This is a genomic window from Micromonospora sp. NPDC023814 (genome assembly GCF_040639595.1).
Taxonomy (GTDB): Bacteria; Actinomycetota; Actinomycetes; order Mycobacteriales; family Micromonosporaceae; genus Micromonospora.
In genome coordinates this window covers 34,463-49,961 of the sequence record NZ_JBFAAF010000032.1, presented here as the reverse complement: position 1 = coordinate 49,961, position 15,499 = coordinate 34,463, and the positions used below count along the sequence as shown (strand labels likewise).

The 15,499-nt window shown below is 73.4% G+C and carries 14 protein-coding genes; 11 read left to right on the top strand and 3 right to left on the bottom strand.

What is annotated here, in order from left to right:
• The first annotated feature begins 66 nt into the window (after positions 1–66).
• The 4 genes from AB0G14_RS18975 to AB0G14_RS18960 are packed head-to-tail and all read left to right on the top strand — an operon-like array spanning position 67 to position 1,661.
• Positions 67–711, top strand: coding sequence for a type II secretion system F family protein (locus AB0G14_RS18975; protein WP_357699059.1), 645 nt, complete (start codon positions 67–69; stop codon positions 709–711).
• A 25-nt stretch (positions 712–736) separates the two neighbouring features.
• Positions 737–904, top strand: coding sequence for a DUF4244 domain-containing protein (locus AB0G14_RS18970; RefSeq protein WP_076470820.1), 168 nt, complete (start codon positions 737–739; stop codon positions 902–904).
• On the top strand, positions 901–1,269 hold the full coding sequence (locus AB0G14_RS18965; protein WP_357699010.1) for a TadE family type IV pilus minor pilin: 369 nt from the start codon (positions 901–903) through the stop codon (positions 1,267–1,269). Before AB0G14_RS18970 ends, AB0G14_RS18965 begins: the two co-directional genes overlap by 4 nt.
• An 11-nt stretch (positions 1,270–1,280) precedes the next feature.
• Positions 1,281–1,661 (top strand): Rv3654c family TadE-like protein, encoded by a 381-nt coding sequence (locus AB0G14_RS18960; RefSeq protein ID WP_357699008.1) that lies wholly within the window; start codon positions 1,281–1,283, stop codon positions 1,659–1,661.
• Positions 1,662–1,672: 11 nt separating this feature from the next.
• Here the strand turns inward: AB0G14_RS18960 and AB0G14_RS18955 are convergent, their stop codons facing one another.
• Entirely contained in the window at positions 1,673–2,251 is a 579-nt protein-coding gene (locus tag AB0G14_RS18955; RefSeq protein WP_357699006.1) for a hypothetical protein, read from the bottom strand.
• A gap of 145 nt (positions 2,252–2,396) precedes the next feature.
• A complete protein-coding gene (locus AB0G14_RS18950; protein WP_357699057.1) occupies positions 2,397–4,829 on the bottom strand; it encodes a DEAD/DEAH box helicase in 2,433 nt (810 codons plus the stop codon).
• A 289-nt stretch (positions 4,830–5,118) separates the two neighbouring features.
• Between AB0G14_RS18950 and AB0G14_RS18945 the strand changes: the two genes are divergently transcribed.
• The 6 genes from AB0G14_RS18945 (at position 5,119) to topA (ending at position 13,178) form a co-directional block, all read left to right on the top strand.
• Complete coding sequence (locus AB0G14_RS18945; RefSeq protein WP_357699003.1) at positions 5,119–5,475, top strand: STAS domain-containing protein; 357 nt, start codon at positions 5,119–5,121, stop codon at positions 5,473–5,475.
• Positions 5,475–5,909 carry an ATP-binding protein gene (locus AB0G14_RS18940; RefSeq protein ID WP_357699001.1) on the top strand — a complete coding sequence of 145 codons (435 nt, stop codon included), beginning with the start codon at positions 5,475–5,477 and terminating at the stop codon, positions 5,907–5,909. The genes AB0G14_RS18945 and AB0G14_RS18940 overlap by 1 nt, the downstream gene beginning before the upstream one ends.
• 376 nt (positions 5,910–6,285) lie before the next feature.
• Positions 6,286–8,640, top strand: coding sequence for a sodium-translocating pyrophosphatase (locus tag AB0G14_RS18935; protein WP_357698999.1), 2,355 nt, complete (start codon positions 6,286–6,288; stop codon positions 8,638–8,640).
• 113 nt (positions 8,641–8,753) lie between these two features.
• Positions 8,754–9,296: a hypothetical protein gene (locus AB0G14_RS18930; RefSeq protein WP_357698997.1), complete on the top strand. Its 543-nt coding sequence runs from the start codon at positions 8,754–8,756 to the stop codon at positions 9,294–9,296.
• On the top strand, positions 9,293–9,997 hold the full coding sequence (locus AB0G14_RS18925; protein ID WP_357699055.1) for a hypothetical protein: 705 nt from the start codon (positions 9,293–9,295) through the stop codon (positions 9,995–9,997). Before AB0G14_RS18930 ends, AB0G14_RS18925 begins: the two co-directional genes overlap by 4 nt.
• A 334-nt stretch (positions 9,998–10,331) precedes the next feature.
• Entirely contained in the window at positions 10,332–13,178 is a 2,847-nt protein-coding gene (gene topA / locus AB0G14_RS18920) for a type I DNA topoisomerase (protein WP_357698995.1), read from the top strand.
• A gap of 10 nt (positions 13,179–13,188) precedes the next feature.
• Here topA and AB0G14_RS18915 read toward each other — a convergent pair whose 3' ends face one another.
• Positions 13,189–14,502, bottom strand: coding sequence for a D-arabinono-1,4-lactone oxidase (locus AB0G14_RS18915; RefSeq protein WP_357698993.1), 1,314 nt, complete (start codon positions 14,500–14,502; stop codon positions 13,189–13,191).
• Between the two features lie 225 nt (positions 14,503–14,727).
• Between AB0G14_RS18915 and AB0G14_RS18910 the strand changes: the two genes are divergently transcribed.
• Positions 14,728–15,303, top strand: coding sequence for a TetR family transcriptional regulator (locus tag AB0G14_RS18910; protein WP_357698991.1), 576 nt, complete (start codon positions 14,728–14,730; stop codon positions 15,301–15,303).
• The last annotated feature ends 196 nt before the right edge of the window (positions 15,304–15,499 follow it).

The following is a 15,499-nucleotide window of genomic DNA, read 5'->3' as shown; positions in this document are numbered from 1 at the left end:
CGCCGCCTGCACGCCCTGCGCGGGGCGCCGCCCGGCGTACGTCCGGCCGGCTCGGCTCACCGACCGGTGGCGCCCGGCACCGGCGACGAGGCGCCGGAGGGTGCGCGGTCCCGGCGACGGCCGGATGCGATCCGGCTCGCCGCCGGGCTGGGTGGTCTGGCCGTGGCCGTCGTGGTCGGCGGCTGGCCCGGGTTGCTGACAGCCGTGCCTGCGGCGCTGCTGCTCGACCGGTTGCTGCGCCGGATCGAGCCGCCGGCCGTCCGCAGACGGCGGCTGCAGGAGGCCGCCGACCTCCCGCTCGCCGCCGACCTTCTCGCGGCGGCGATGCGGGCGGGGGCGCCGGTGGACAGGTCCGTCCTGGCCGTGGCGGACGCGCTCGACGGGCCCCTCGCCGACCGGCTCGCCCGGGTGGGCCGGCTGCTGCGGCTCGGCGGCGGCCCCGAGGAGGCGTGGGAGCCGCTCGCGTCGGTGCCGGGCGCCGAGCGGCTGACGGCGGCCGTCCTGCGCTCCTCGAACAGCGGCGGGGCGCTGGCCGGCGCGCTGACCCGGCTCGCCGACGACCTGCGCGCCGACCGGTCCACGGCTGCCGAGGCGGCCGCCCGCCGCGCCGGCGTCCTCATCGTGCTGCCGCTGGGGCTTTGCTTCCTGCCGGCCTTCATTCTCGCCGGCCTGGTGCCGGTGATCGTCGCCGTTCTCGGCGACGTGCTCTGACCCACCCTTCAGAAAGGACGAACACATGCGCAAACTTCTCGCCCGCCTGCGCGGGGACGCCGGGATGAACACAGCCGAGTACGCCGTCGGCACGCTCGCCGCCGTCGCCTTCGCCGGGATCCTGCTCAAGGTGCTGACCTCCGGCAACGTGCAGTCCGCGTTGACCGCCGTCATCGACCGGGCGCTCAAGTGAGCCGGCGCCGGTCGGCCGGCCGCGACCGGGGTTCCTTCACCGCCGAACTGGCGGCCGGCCTGCCGGCGCTCCTGCTGCTCCTGCTTACCGGGCTGACCGCGGTGAACGCCGTCGGCACGAGGGCGGGCTGCCTGCACGCGGCCCGGGAGGCGGCGCTCGCCGCCTCCCGGGGCGAGGACGGGGTGGCCGCCGCCGGCCGGGCGGCCCCGGCGGGCGCCGAGGTCACGGTCACGGTCGACGGCCAGCGGGTCACCGCCACCGTCCGAGGGCCCGTACGCGCACTCGGCACGCGGCTGCCCCGGATCACCGTGGCCGCGACCGCGGTCGCGGCCGTGGAACCCGGCGTCCCGGCGGCCCGACCGTGACCGGCCCGTCAGTGCCTCGCCCCGGAGGAACCGGCGGGGAACGTGGCGGAGCGACGGTCTGCCTGCTCGCGGTCGGGCTGGTGTTCGTCGTGGTCGGCCTGTTCGGGGCGGCCGTCGGTGCCGCCCAGACCGCCCGGCAGCGGGCCCGGGTCGCGGCGGACTTCGGCGCGCTCGCTGGTGCCGGGCAGGCCCTCGGTGGCGAAACAGCGGCGTGCGGTCGGGCAGCCGAGATCGCCGACGCCAACGGCGGCTCACTGCTGGACTGCCGGCTCGACGGCCTCGACCTCCTGGTGACCGCGGAGGTGGCCGTCACCCCGCTGCCCGGCCTGGCGCGGGCCGCCACGGCGACCGCCCGCGCCGGACCGGTCCGGGCTGATCAGGAGAGGGACTGACCGGGAGAGGGTCAGCGTGCCTGGAGGGCGTCGAGGGCGACGGCCATCGCGATCACGAGTCGGCGGTCGATCTGCGGGTGCTGCACCTGGACGACGTACCGGTCACGCAGGCCCCACTGCTTGATCACCGAGAAGACGGGCTGGCCGTCGGCGACGAAGTCGAAGTGGTACGGCAGCCAGGACAGCGAGTCGACGAAGCGCCGCAGCAGCGCCACCGGCATGCTGCGTTCCTGGCCGGTGATCTGCGGCAGGCCGGCCTGCTCCACGTGCCACGTGGACCGGAGCAGCGACTGAGCGAAGTCCTTGCGGAACAGGCCGATCGGGTTGCCGGCGTGGTCGGTCACGTCGTACGTGGCGCCGATGTCGAGGCGCTGGCGGGCCTTGAAGCCGAGCAGCGGCTGCTGCTTCGAGTCGTCGGTGTAGATCGTCACCTGCTCCTTGAAGGCGAGCCGCTTCTGCTGGGCGAACGCCAGCATCCCGCCTTCGGAGCCGTCCGGTGCGACGGCGTGGACCTCGTACTGGTTGACCATCATCCGGATCCGCTGCCGGATGTGGAACTGCTGCTGGGACTGCAAGGTGTCGGGCTGCATGGGATCTCCTTCGAGGGGTGGGCCGGAGTGTCGCACAGGCTCAACCGCCCCGCCGGCCCTCAGGTAGCGAGCGGCCCTCGTCGTCACCCGCGCCTCCGCCACCGCGAGCCCGCCGCACGGGACGGCAGCGTAGGCGGCGGGCTGGTCAGTCCCGGACGGCAGCGTCACCCGGAGCAGCGGCGCGAGGATCCGGGGTGCCGCCGGCATCCCCGGACCGGCGGGGCGCAGGTACGCCGTCGGGCAGGTTGGCGAGTACCACGTCCAGCACCTTCACCGCGTCCGGCTTCGAGAGCGGGTTGTTGCCGTTGCCGCACTTCGGGGACTGCACGCAGGACGGGCAGCCCGCCTCGCAGCCGCACTCCGCGATCGCGTCCCGGGTGGCCCGCAGCCAGGCCGCGGCCGTGCCGTACGCGCGCTCAGCGAACCCCGCCCCGCCGGGGTGCCCGTCGTAGACGAAGACCGTCGGCGCCTCGGTGTCCGGGTGCACGGCGGTGGAGAGCCCGCCGATGTCCCAGCGGTCGCAGGTGGCGGTGAGCGGCAGCAGCCCGATCGCGGCGTGCTCGGCGGCGTGCAGCGCGCCCGGCACGTCGGCCGGCTCCACGCCGGCGGACGCCAGGGACTGCGGCGACAGGGTGAACCAGACCGCCACGGTGCGCAGCTCCCGGGCCGGTAGGTCCAGCGGACGGGTGTCGATGACCTCGCCGGAGGCGATCCGTCGTCGCTGGTACGACACCACCTGGCTGGTCACGTCGACCTCGCCGAGGAAGAGGCCGACGGGCCCGGCGTCCACGTACGAGCGGACCGACACCACCGACAGCGACGTGACGTCCCGGGCGTGGGTCGACCAGTCCGGCTCCTCGGGGTGCACCAGCGCGCACCCGTCGGCCAGGTCGAGCGAGTCGACCACGTACGAGACGCCCTGGTGCAGGTAGACCGCGCCGGGGTGGAGCAGGAAGTGCGACGAGCCGCCGTCGACGGTGCCGAGCAGCCGCCCGGTCGCCGCCTCCACCACGCAGACCGGCGCGCCGCCCTCGCCGCGCAGGTCCACCTCCGGCCGTTCCCGGTGCCGCCAGTACCAGCCGGTCGGCCGCTGCCGCAGCGCCCCCGCCGCCACGAGCTGGTCCACCGCCTCCTTTGCCCCGTCGCCGAAGAGTTCCAGGTCGGCCGGGGTCAGCGGCGCTTCGACCGCCGCGCAGGCGAGCTGCGGGGCCAGCACGTACGGGTTGGCGGGGTCGAGCACGGTCGCCTCCACCGGCCGGCCGAACAGCGCCTCCGGGTGGTGCACCAGATAGGTGTCGAGCGGGTCGTCCCGGGCGACCAGCACGGCGAGTGCCTCCTGCCCGGAGCGCCCGGCCCGGCCGGCCTGCTGCCACAGCGAGGCCCGCGTGCCCGGGTAACCGCAGATCAGCACCGCGTCGAGCCCGATCAGGTCGACGCCCAGCTCCAGCGCGTTGGTCGAGGCCAGCCCGAGCAGGTCGCCGTGCAGCAGCGCGCGTTCCAGCTCGCGTCGCTCCTCGCGCAGGTAGCCGGCCCGGTAGGCGGCCACCCGGTCGCCGAGGCCGGGCACCGCCTCGTCGAGGGCGCGGCGGGTGTTCGCGGCGACCACCTCGGCTCCGCGCCGGGAGCGCACGAAGGCCAGTGTGCGTACCCCCTCGGCGACCGTGTCGGCGAGCAGGTCGGCCGTCTCCCGCAGGGCCGACCGGCGGACCTGGGTGAGGTCCGCCTGCTGGTCCGCGTGGGAGTCCGGCGGCAGCAGCGGCGGCTCCCAGAGCGCGAAGGTCACGCCGCCGCGCGGCGAGGTGTCCTCCGTGACGGCGGCGACGGGCAGCCCGGTGAGCCGCCCGGCGGCCGCCGCCGGGTCACCGGAGGTCGCCGAGGCCAGCACGAAGACGGGGGTACGCCTGAACCGGGCGCACTGCCTACGCAGCCGGCGCAGCACGTGCGCGACGTGCGAGCCGAAGACTCCCCGGTAGGTGTGGCACTCGTCGATCACCACGTACGCGAGCCGGCGCAGGAACCCGGACCACTGGGCGTGGCCAGGCAGGATGCCGTGGTGCAGCATGTCCGGGTTGGTCAGCACGAACCGCGAGTGCCGTCGGATCCACTCCCGCTCGGCGCGCGGGGTGTCGCCGTCGTAGCAGGCGGGGCGTACGCCCTCCAACTCCAGCGCGGCGACGGCGCGCAACTGGTCGGCGGCGAGCGCCTTCGTCGGCGCCAGGTAGAGCACGGTGGCCCGGGGGTCGGCGAGCAGGGTGGCCAGCGCGGGAAGCTGGTAGGCCAGGGACTTGCCGGACGCGGTGCCGGTGGCGACCACCACGTGCTGGCCGTCGTACGCCAGGGTGGCGGCCTCGGCCTGATGCCGCCAGGGCGCGACCACGCCGCGCCGGGCGAACGCCGCGCGCAGCTCCTCCGGCGCCCAGCCCGGCCACGGGGCGGGCTCGCCGGCCCGGGCCGGGACCCGTTCGACGTGGGTGACCGGATCGACGCCGTTGCGGGCGCGCAGCCGGCCCAGCAGGTCGGCCGGCGATCGCCCGGTGCCGGTGCCCACGGATACGGTGGCTGCGGACGACGGCTTCAGGTCGTGGTGTGGCGTCAGACGCGTCGAGCCGGAGCTGTCGGACGACGGCTTCAGGTCGTCGCGCGGCGTTGGGGGCGTCGAGCCGGAGCTGTCGGACGACGGCTTCAGGTCGTCGCGCGGCGTCAGACGCGCCGAGCTGAAGCTGTCGGAGGTCACGTCCTGCACTCTCGCACTGGTGTTCGGAGATGAGAAGCGGGGTATGGGGATGCCTTCGCCGGTGAGCAGAGCCGTATCCGGCGGGGATGGTTAGATGCCCAGGAGAGTTTACGGCTCTTGCGAGGGAGGACCGATGGAGCTGTCGCTGGCGACCCGCACCGTGGGCGAGCACACAGTGCTTGAGGTCGGCGGTGAGGTGGACGTCTACACCGCCCCCCGGCTGCGGGAACGGCTCCTCGAACTGATCGACGGCGGGGCCCGCCACGTCGTGGTCGACCTCGGCCGGGTGGACTTCCTCGACTCCACCGGCCTGGGCGTGCTGGTGGGCGCGCTCAAGCGGCTGCGCTCGGCCGGCGGTTCGTTCGCGTTGGTCTGCGACAAGGAGCCGCTGCTCAAGATCTTCCGGATCACCGCGCTCGACCAGGTCTTCCCGTTGCATCCCACGGTCGACGCGGCGGTCGGCGCGGGCCAGGCCGGCGCTGGCGCGTGATGGCCACGGTCCGGCTCTCCTTCTCGCCGGCTCCGGTGCACGTGCGCACCGCGCGCCTGGTCGGTGTGGCGGTCGCCCGGCGCGCCGGGGTCCGCGAGGACCTGCTCGACGAGGTGCGTCTGGCCATCGGCGAGGCGTGCACGCGCGCGGTCGCCCTGCACCGCCAGTACGGCGTGCCCGACCCGGTGCTCGTCGAGATGTCCGACACCGGGGCGTACGCGGTGCGGGTGGTCGACCGCGCGCCGATCGAGGCCGGCCTCGGCCTGGCCGCGCTGGACGCCGACCAGCTCGCCAACGAGTCGCTGAACGAGGACGACCTCACCACCGGCGTCGGCTTCGCGCTGCTCGCCGGCTTCGTCGAGGACCTGCAGGTCCGCCCGGTCGACGAGGGCATCGGCACCGAGGTGCGGATGGTCTGGCCCGTGGGCCGCTGAAGCTGATCCGCCCGGCCCCGGCGAGGGTCGAGCCGCTCCTCCACCGCCCTCCGGCAGAGGGCGTCGCACGCCGTCAGGCCGCGTCCCGGGAAGGGACGCGGCCTCCTTGTCATGGACGGACTCCTATATCAGATTTTTCCTCATAACACAGCGACGAAGATCATCGAGACAGGGTGCCCCCTCGGTGTGACCTCCGACACTGCGGAGGGCTACAGTACGCGGGTTGTCAGCAAGTGATCGCATCCCGCAACCAGCGGGAACGGTGTCATCGCTGGTCCGCCGGGGTGGGTTGGCGCGCGCTTGCGAATCCGCATCCAGGCGCCGGGTCGGTGCGTCTCCACCGGCCGGCGCGAGCGTTCGGTACAGGAGGACACAGATGTCCGACACCTTGGCCGCCGAGGGCGGCGGGATCTCCCTCACCGGAAACAATGTCACGTACGTCGTCATCGCCGCGGTGATCGCGCTGGTGGCGCTCGCCTTCGCCGCCGCACTGACGAAGGCCGTACTGGCCGCCGGCAAGGGCACCACCAACATGCAGGAGATCTCCGGCGCGGTCCAGGAGGGCGCCTCGGCCTACCTGCTCCGGCAGTTCCGCACCCTGGCGATCTTCGTGGTCATCGCCGTGGTGCTGCTCTTCCTGCTGCCGGTGCACGACACCGACGGCAACGAGACGGCGGTGAAGATCGGGCGCTCCGCCTTCTTCGTCGTCGGCGCGTTGTTCAGCGCGTTCATCGGCGGCGCCGGCATGTGGTTGGCCACCCGGGCCAACCTGCGGGTCGCCGCCGCCGCCCGGGAACGGCAGGGCGGCCGCGAGGCCGCCATGAAGATCGCCTTCCGCACCGGTGGCGTGGTCGGCTTCCTCACCGTCGGGCTCGGCCTCTTCGGCGCCGCGCTGGTCGTGCTCTTCTTCCGGGGCGACGCGCCGACCGTGCTGGAGGGCTTCGGCTTCGGCGCCGCGCTGCTCGCCATGTTCATGCGGGTCGGCGGCGGCATCTTCACCAAGGCCGCCGACGTGGGCGCCGACCTGGTCGGCAAGGTCGAGCAGGGCATCCCCGAGGACGACCCGCGCAACGCCGCCACCATCGCCGACAACGTGGGCGACAACGTCGGCGACTGCGCCGGCATGGCCGCCGACCTCTTCGAGTCGTACGCCGTGACCCTGGTCGCCGCGCTGATCCTCGGCCGCGCCGCCTTCGGCGAGCAGGGCCTGGTGTTCCCGCTGATCATCTCCACCATCGGTGTGCTCATCGCGATCGTCGGCGTCTTCATCACCCGGCTGCGTGCCGCCGACCGCAACGGTCTGACCGCGATCAACCGGGCCTTCTACATCTCCGCGCTGCTGTCCGCGGTGCTGGTCGCGGCCGCCACGTACGCGTACCTGCCGGCCACCTTCGCCGAGCTGGAGGGCGGGCTCACCGACGTCGACGAGAACCCGCGGGTCGTCGCCATCGGCGCGGTCGTCATCGGCATCGTGCTGGCCGCCGCGATCCAGGCGCTGACCGGCTACTTCACCGAGACCGACCGGCGCCCGGTGCAGGACATCGGCAAGAGCTCCCAGACCGGCCCCGCCACCGTCATCCTCGCCGGCATCAGCGTCGGCCTGGAGTCGGCGGTCTACTCGGCGCTGCTGATCGGCGCCGGCGTGTTCGGCGCGTTCCTGCTCGGCGGCAGCTCCATCACGCTCTCGCTGTTCGCCGTGGCGCTGGCCGGCACCGGCCTGCTCACCACGGTCGGTGTGATCGTCGCGATGGACACGTTCGGCCCGATCTCCGACAACGCCCAGGGCGTGGCGGAGATGTCCGGCGACATCGACGAGCACGGCGCCCGGACGCTGACCGAGCTGGACGCGGTCGGCAACACCACCAAGGCGATCACCAAGGGCATCGCGATCGCCACGGCCGTGCTCGCCGCGACGGCGCTCTTCGGCTCCTACACCGACACGCTGCGCACCGCGTACTCCGACGCGGGGGTGGGCGACGTCGGCGCCGAGATCCTCAACTCGCTGAACGTGGCGAACCCGCGCAACCTGGTCGGCCTGATCATCGGCGCGGCGGTGGTCTTCCTCTTCTCCGGGCTGGCCATCAACGCGGTCTCCCGCTCGGCCGGCGCGGTCGTGATGGAGGTCCGCCGGCAGTTCCGCGAGCTGCCCGGGATCATGGACCGCACCCAGCGCCCCGAGTACGGCAAGGTCGTCGACATCTGCACCCGGGACGCGCAGCGCGAGCTGATGACTCCCGGCCTGCTCGCCATCCTCGCCCCGATCGCGGTGGGCTTCGGCCTCGGGCCGGGCGCGCTGGCCGCGTACCTGGCCGGGGCGATCGGGGCCGGCACGCTGATGGCGGTCTTCCTGGCCAACTCGGGCGGCGCCTGGGACAACGCGAAGAAGCTCGTCGAGGACGGCGCGTACGGCGGCAAGGGCTCCGAGTCGCACGCCGCGACCGTCATCGGCGACACCGTCGGCGACCCGTTCAAGGACACCGCCGGCCCGGCGATCAACCCGCTGATCAAGGTGATGAACCTGGTCTCGCTGCTGATCGCGCCGGCCGTGGTGGCCTGGAGCGTGGGCGACGAGAAGAACACCGCCCTGCGGGTCGGCATCGCCGTGGTGGCGACGCTGATCGTCGTCGCGGCGGTGGTGTTCAGCAAGCGCAAGGGCGTGGCGATGTCCGACTCCGGTGCCGGCACCGGCACGGGCAGCCCGGACCAGCGACCGGAGACGGTCAACGCCTGATCCGTCCGGCATCCCGTCCCCGGTCGGCCCGCGTGGCCGGCCGGGGACCGTCCGTGTCGCCGCGGCAAACCTGACCGGTGCCCCGGCTCGACACAGGCCGTACGCTGCTTCGCATGCGCACGTGCCGGGCGACAACCGCCGGAAAGCTCACGGTGGTCCTGGCCACGCTCGTCCTCGTGGCCGCCGGCTGCGGTGGCGGCCCCAGCCCGCAGGCGTGGGCGGCGTCGGTCTGCTCGGCGCTCACCCCGTGGCGGGCCGAGATCAGCAAGCTGACCAGCAGCACCGACCAGCAGATGACCGCCCAGACCACCCCGGCGCAGGCGAAGGAGAACCTGGTGCGGCTCTTCGGCGGCGCGGAGCAGGCCAGCGAGACCGCGCGGCGCAAGGTCGAGCAGGCCGGCATCCCGGAGGCCGAGCACGGTGCGGAGGTCTCCGCCGGCTTCCGCGCGTCCCTGGAGAAGATGCGCGACGCGTACGGCCGGGCCCGCGACACCATCGACGGCCTGAGCACCGGCCAGCCCGCCGCCTTCTACGACGGCGTCCGGGCCGCCGTGGACACCCTGAACAAGGAGTACGACGCCAGCGCGCTCGACACCAGCCGGCTCAACTCGGAGGAGTTGAAACGGGCCTTCGACGAGGTGCCGGAGTGTCGCTGAGCGGGACCGGTGAGTCGGACGGCCTGACGCCGCCCGCGCTGTTCCCGGCACCCGAGCCGGACCGGGTGGCGCCGGCGCCCCGGCGGGCCGCCCCGCCCCCGCCGGGCGACGTCGACGACTCCGCCCGGCAACTGCCGTTCTTCGCCGCCGAGGCGGCGGACCCGTCCCTCGCCGACCTCGCCGGGCTGCTCGCCGGTCCGGGCGAGGTGGTCCGGATGGGCGGGACGGCCCGACTCTCGGTGGTGGTGGACGCCGCCTGGCGCGTGCACGTGCTCGTCGCCGAGCTGGCGCTGCGCGGGGTGGCGGCCACCTGGGAGGCGACCGCCGACGGGCGGCACGCGGTGCGCACCTCGTACGCCCGCACCCTGAAGCCGCTCGCGGTGGCCTGGCTGCGCGGCTCCGGCAAGCGTCCGCCCGCCGGCTTCCACCTCGACGGCCGGCGGCTGCGGCTCTGGCTCGCCGCGGCGGGGGTGGCCGAGCCGCCCGGCTACCTGCTCCGGCTCGGCGTGGCCGACGAGGAGTGCTGGGAGCCGGTCGGCGGGGCGCTCGCCGCGGTCGGCCTGTCCGGGGCCCTCCTGGGGCCGGCCGACGGCGGCCCGGCGTACCGGATCACCGGCCGCCGCCGGCTCGCCCGCCTGGCCGAGCTGGTCGGGGACCCGCCGCCCGCCGCCCCGCCGGCGGCCTGGCCCGGCCACCCCTGACCCGGCCCGCCCCCGCCCCGCCGGTGTCCGATCCGGGACAGCCGGACGCGGAAATCCGCAGGAAAACGGCCGGGTGGCGCCTCGACCGACGGTCCGCCATCGTCACAGTGTCCCGCCTCCCGGCACACGCACGGTGTACGGTGGCGCCGTCCGGCACCGCCAGCACCGCCGGAGAGAAGGTGCCGCCCCGCCGGGGGCGGTTTGCCGCCCGCGAAACCCGAAACGCGGGCGGCGCGTTACGTTGGACGTCCGGGCCGCCGGGGGTCGGCGGGTCGGAAGTGGGCCCGAACCGGGCACCGCGCGGCTGCGAGCAGGAGTGAGGTCGGGGAGAAACGTGCCGAGCAACGCTGGAACCACCCGCCTGGTCATCGTCGAGTCACCGGCGAAGGCCAAGACGATCTCGGGCTACCTCGGCCCGGGATACGTCGTGGAGGCCAGCTTCGGCCACGTCCGGGACCTTCCACGCAACGCCGCCGACGTGCCGGCGAAGTACAAGGGCGAGCCGTGGGCGCGGCTCGGGGTGGACGTCGACAACGGCTTCCACGCCCTCTACGTGGTCTCCGCCGACCGCAAGCAGCAGATCAGCAAGCTGGTGAAGCTGGCCAAGGAGGTCGACGAGATCTTCCTGGCGACGGACGAGGACCGCGAGGGCGAGGCGATCGCCTGGCACCTGGTGGAGACCCTCAAGCCCAAGGTGCCGGTCAAGCGGATGGTCTTCCACGAGATCACCAAGCCGGCGATCCAGGCGGCGGTGGCCAACCCCCGCGAGATCGACCGGGACCTGGTCGACGCCCAGGAGGCCCGGCGCATCCTCGACCGGCTCTACGGCTACGAGGTCTCCCCGGTGCTGTGGAAGAAGGTCATGCCGAAGCTCTCGGCGGGCCGGGTGCAGTCCGTGGCGACCCGGATCGTGGTGGAGCGGGAACGGCAGCGGATGGCCTTCCGCACGGCGGAATACTGGGACATCCTGGCCACCCTCGCCGTGGCGAACGCCGGCGAGGGGCCGCGCAACTTCAACGCCACCCTGGTCGCGCTGAACGGCGACCGCATCGCCACCGGCAAGGACTTCGAGCCGACCACGGGTCGCGTGAAGCCCGGCGCCGGGGTGGTGCACCTGGACGAGGGCGGGGCCCGGGGGCTCGCGGCCCGACTGGAGGGCCGGCCGTTCACCGTCACCCGCGTCGAGGAGAAGCCCTACCGGCGTCGCCCGTACGCGCCGTTCATCACCTCCACCCTCCAGCAGGAGGCGGCCCGCAAGCTGCGGTTCTCGTCGCAGCAGACGATGCGCACCGCGCAGCGCCTCTACGAGAACGGCTACATCACCTACATGCGTACCGACTCGGTGAACCTGTCGGAGACCGCCATCGCGGCGGCCCGCCGGCAGATCGTCGAGCTGTACGGCGAGCGCAGCGTGCCGCCGGAGCCGCGCCGCTACACCGGCAAGGTGAAGAACGCGCAGGAGGCGCACGAGGCGATCCGCCCGGCGGGGGACAACTTCCGCACCCCGGGCGACGTGGCGAAGGAGCTGTCGGCCGAGGAGTTCAAGCTCTACGAGCTGATCTGGCGGCGCACCATCGCCTCGCAGATGACCGACGCCGTCGGCTCCAGCGTCTCGGTGCGAATCCGCGCCGTCTCCTCGGCGCGGGAGGAGGCCGACTTCGGCGCCACCGGCAAGACCATCACCGACCCGGGCTTCCTGCGCGCGTACGTCGAGTCGAGCGACGACGAGAACGCCGAGGCCGAGGACGCCGAGCGCCGGCTGCCCACCCTCGTCAAGGACCAGCCACTCACCGCCGACGAGCTGGCCGCGCAGGGCCACCACACCCAGCCGCCGTCGCGCTACACCGAGGCGTCGCTGGTCAAGGCCCTCGAAGAGCTGGGCATCGGCCGTCCCTCGACGTACGCGTCGATCATGCAGACCATCCAGGACCGCGGGTACGTCTTCAAGCGCGGCCAGGCGATGATCCCGTCTTTCCTGGCGTTCGCCGTGATCGGCCTGCTGGAGCGGCACTACCCGCGCCTGGTCGACTACGACTTCACGGCCAGCATGGAGAACGAGCTGGACGAGATCGCCGGCGGCGACCACGCGGCGGTCGACTTCCTCACCGCGTTCTACTTCGGCAGCGCCAACGGCGCCGGCGACCGGGACATCGCCCGCTCCGGCGGCCTGAAGAAGCTGGTCACCGAGAACCTCAGCGAGATCGACGCGCGCAGCGTCAACTCGATCCCGCTGTTCACCGACGACGACGGCCGCGAGGTCGTCGTCCGGGTCGGCCGCTACGGCCCGTACCTCCAGCGGGCGGTGCCGGGCGAGCAGCCGGCGCCCGCCGCGGAGGGCGAGGAGGGCGGCGGCCAGGGCGACCGGGCGCCGATCCCCGAGGGGCTGGCGCCGGACGAGCTGACCCTGGAGAAGGTGCACGAGCTGTTCCTCGGGGGCGGGGGCGAGCGGAAGCTCGGCGACGACCCGGCCACCGGCGAGCCGATCCTGCTCAAGTCGGGTCGCTTTGGCCCGTACGTGGCCAGCGGTGAGCGCAAGTCGTCGCTGCTGCGTTCGCAGTCGCCGGACTCGCTCACCCTCGACGAGGCGCTGAAGCTGCTCAGCCTGCCCCGGCTGGTCGGCGTGGCCCCGGACGGCGTCGAGGTCTTCGCGAACAACGGCCGCTACGGCCCGTACGTCAAGCGTGGCGACGAGTTCCGCTCGCTGGACTCCGAGGACAAGATGTTCACCGTCACGCTGGACGAGGCGCTGGCCCTGCTGGCCGCCCCGAAGGCCCGCCAGCGTCGGGCCGCCGCGCCGCCCCTGCGGGAGATGGGCGTCGACCCGCTGACCGAGAAGCCGCTGGTCATCAAGGACGGTCGATTCGGCCCGTACGTCACGGACGGGGAGACCAACGCGTCGCTGCGCCGGGGCCAGACCCCGGAGGCGCTGAGCATCGAGGAAGCCTCCGAGATGCTCGCCGAGAAGCGCGCGAAGGGCCCGGCGCCGAAGAAGAAGGCTGCCGCGAAGAAGGCGCCCGCCAAGAAGGCCACGGCGACGAAGGCCACGGCGACGAAGAAGACGGCCGCGGCGACCAAGTCCACGGCCGCCAAGAACACGACGACGGCCAAGGCCACCCCGGCGAAGAAGGCCCCGGCCAAGAAGGCGGCCCCCCGCAAGGCCACCACCACCAGCGCAGACTGACCCGCCCACCTCAGCCGAGGATTCGGGTGAGGTGGGGGTTGGTGAAGCGGCGGTCGGGGTCCAGGCGGTCGCGTACCGCCAGGAAGTCCGGGAAGCGGGGGTACGCGGGGGCCAGCGACCCGGCGTCCCGCCAGTGCAGCTTGCCCCAGTGCGGGCGACCGCCCAACCCCTCCGCGACCTGCTCGAACGCGCGGAAGTACGGCTCGTACGGCATGCCGACGTACTGGTGGATCGCCACGTACGCCGACTCGCGCCCGTACCCGTGGGAGAGCCAGATGTCGTCGGCGGCGGTGAACCGCACCTCCACCGGGAAGAGCACCTTGAAGGGCAGGCCGTCCACGATCCGCCGGAGCGCGCCGAGCGCCTCGCCGAGCGCCTCGCGAGGCAGCCCGTACTCCATCTCCACGAAGCGGACCCGGCGCGGGGTGCAGAACACCTTGTCGGAGCGGCCCGTGTAGCGGCGTTCGGTGAGCGCCCGCGCGGAGACCGCGCTGATCCTCGGCGCGAGCGCCGGCACGGCGCGGCCGAGCCGGCAGGCGCCCTCGAAGACGGTGTTGGACAGGAAGTCGTCGTCCAGCCACCCGCGCCACCGGGGCAGCGGCCGGTCGTCGACGGGCACCCGGTCGTTGGTCTTGACCTGCACCCGGTCGGTGTACGGGAACCAGTAGAACTCCGCGTGGTCGTGCCCCTCGACCAGCGCCGGCAGGTCGGCCAGCACGGCGTCCAGCGGCGCCGGCCGCTCGTGCGCGTGCAGCACGAAGGCGTCCACGCAGCGCAGGGTGACCTCGACCAGCACGCCGAGAGCGCCCAGGGAGACCCGGGCGGCGGCGAAGACGTCGGGGTTCTCGTCGGCGGAGCAGCGCAGCACCTCGCCGGTGCCGGTGACGAGGGTGAGCGCCTCGACGAACGTCGACAGGCAGCCGTACGCGGCGCCGGTGCCGTGGGTGCCGGTGGAGATCGCCCCGGCGATCGTCTGCGCGTCGATGTCGCCGAGGTTGGGCAGCGCGAGACCGTGCGCGGCGAGCAGGTCGTTGAGCGCGCACAGGGTGATCCCGGCCGGTACGGTGACCAGTCGGCGGCCGACGTCGACGCGTACGCCGGTGTCCAGTGCGGTCAGTTCCATCCGCCGTCCTTCGGCGACCGCGACGCCGGTGAAGGAGTGGCCGCTGCCGACCACCCGGATCCGGTCGCCGGCCGTCGCGGCGGCGCGTATGGCGTCGGTGACGTCGGAGAGAGAGGTGGGGCGCAGGATGGCGGTGGCGGTGGCGCGCTGGTTGCCGGCCCAGTTGGACCAGGCGGCGGTGGACGCTGCGGTGCCGGCCATGCACACTCCTCGACATGAATGTGAACTGACTTCATATCAGGAACGTTGTCGCAGGTAAATACCGCAATCGAGTCTTGCTCGTTGTACCGGTAGTCACGAACTCGTGACGTGCAGATATGTTCATCCGTCGAAGGGGGGTGGCGCCGAGTGTCCACACCAGCCGCCACAGCCGGGCCGCTGCGTCGCGTACCGGTGCAGGGTCGAAGTGTCGCTCGGGTCCAGCGGATGCTGGACGCCTGCGCCGAACTCGTTGACGAGGTGGGGTACGAGGGGCTCACCACGACCCTGCTCGCCGAGCGTGCCGAGGTGGCGATCGGGTCGGTGTACCAGTTCTTTCCGGACAAGCGGGCGATCGTGCAGGCGCTCACCCTGCGCACGATGGAGTCCTACCTCCAGCGGCTCGACGAACGGTTCGCCTCCGACGACATGACCCACTGGTGGGACGGGGTCGACGCGGGGATCGACGAGTACATCACGATGCACCGCACCGTTCCGGGATTCCGTACCCTGCACTTCGGCGACGTGGTCGACCTGCACCTGCTCGATGAGCAGCGGGACAACAACGGGGTGATCGCGGACCAGTTGGCCCGCGTGCTCGGTGAGCGCTTCGGCCTGACCGACGTCCCCGACCTCCGGTTCCACCTGGAGATCGCCGTGGAGACGGCCGACGCGCTGATCAAGCTGGCGTTCCGTCGGCAGCCGGAGGGTGACGAGCGGGTGCTGGCCGAGGCGAAGGCGCTGATCCGGGAGTACCTGCACCGGCAGGTCGACGCCCCGGCCGACGCCGGCCAGCCGGGCTGACCCCGGCCCGCCGGCCCGGGTGCGTGGGCGGCGGGACCGGACGCGAAGGCCCGGGGTGCGCCGGGCGCGAAGCGGGGCGCGGGACGACACGGTGCGTAGGACGTACCCGGGGTGCGCCGGGCGACAGGTACGGAGAGACGATACGGCCGGGGTGCGCCGGCCGGTGGACAGGGCACGACGGCCCGGGGTGCGCCGG

Bases quoted from the DNA above. Each gene is read 5' to 3' on its own strand.
- AB0G14_RS18945 (WP_357699003.1), top strand. From the start codon at position 5,119: ATGGAGCTGTCGCTGGCGACCCGCACCGTGGGCGAGCACACAGTGCTT.
- AB0G14_RS18955 (WP_357699006.1), bottom strand. From the start codon at position 2,251: ATGCAGCCCGACACCTTGCAGTCCCAGCAGCAGTTCCACATCCGGCAG.
- AB0G14_RS18915 (WP_357698993.1), bottom strand. From the start codon at position 14,502: ATGGCCGGCACCGCAGCGTCCACCGCCGCCTGGTCCAACTGGGCCGGC.
- AB0G14_RS18970 (WP_076470820.1), top strand. From the start codon at position 737: ATGCGCAAACTTCTCGCCCGCCTGCGCGGGGACGCCGGGATGAACACA.
- AB0G14_RS18930 (WP_357698997.1), top strand. From the start codon at position 8,754: ATGCGCACGTGCCGGGCGACAACCGCCGGAAAGCTCACGGTGGTCCTG.
- AB0G14_RS18910 (WP_357698991.1), top strand. From the start codon at position 14,728: ATGCTGGACGCCTGCGCCGAACTCGTTGACGAGGTGGGGTACGAGGGG.
- AB0G14_RS18940 (WP_357699001.1), top strand. From the start codon at position 5,475: ATGGCCACGGTCCGGCTCTCCTTCTCGCCGGCTCCGGTGCACGTGCGC.
- AB0G14_RS18935 (WP_357698999.1), top strand. From the start codon at position 6,286: ATGTCCGACACCTTGGCCGCCGAGGGCGGCGGGATCTCCCTCACCGGA.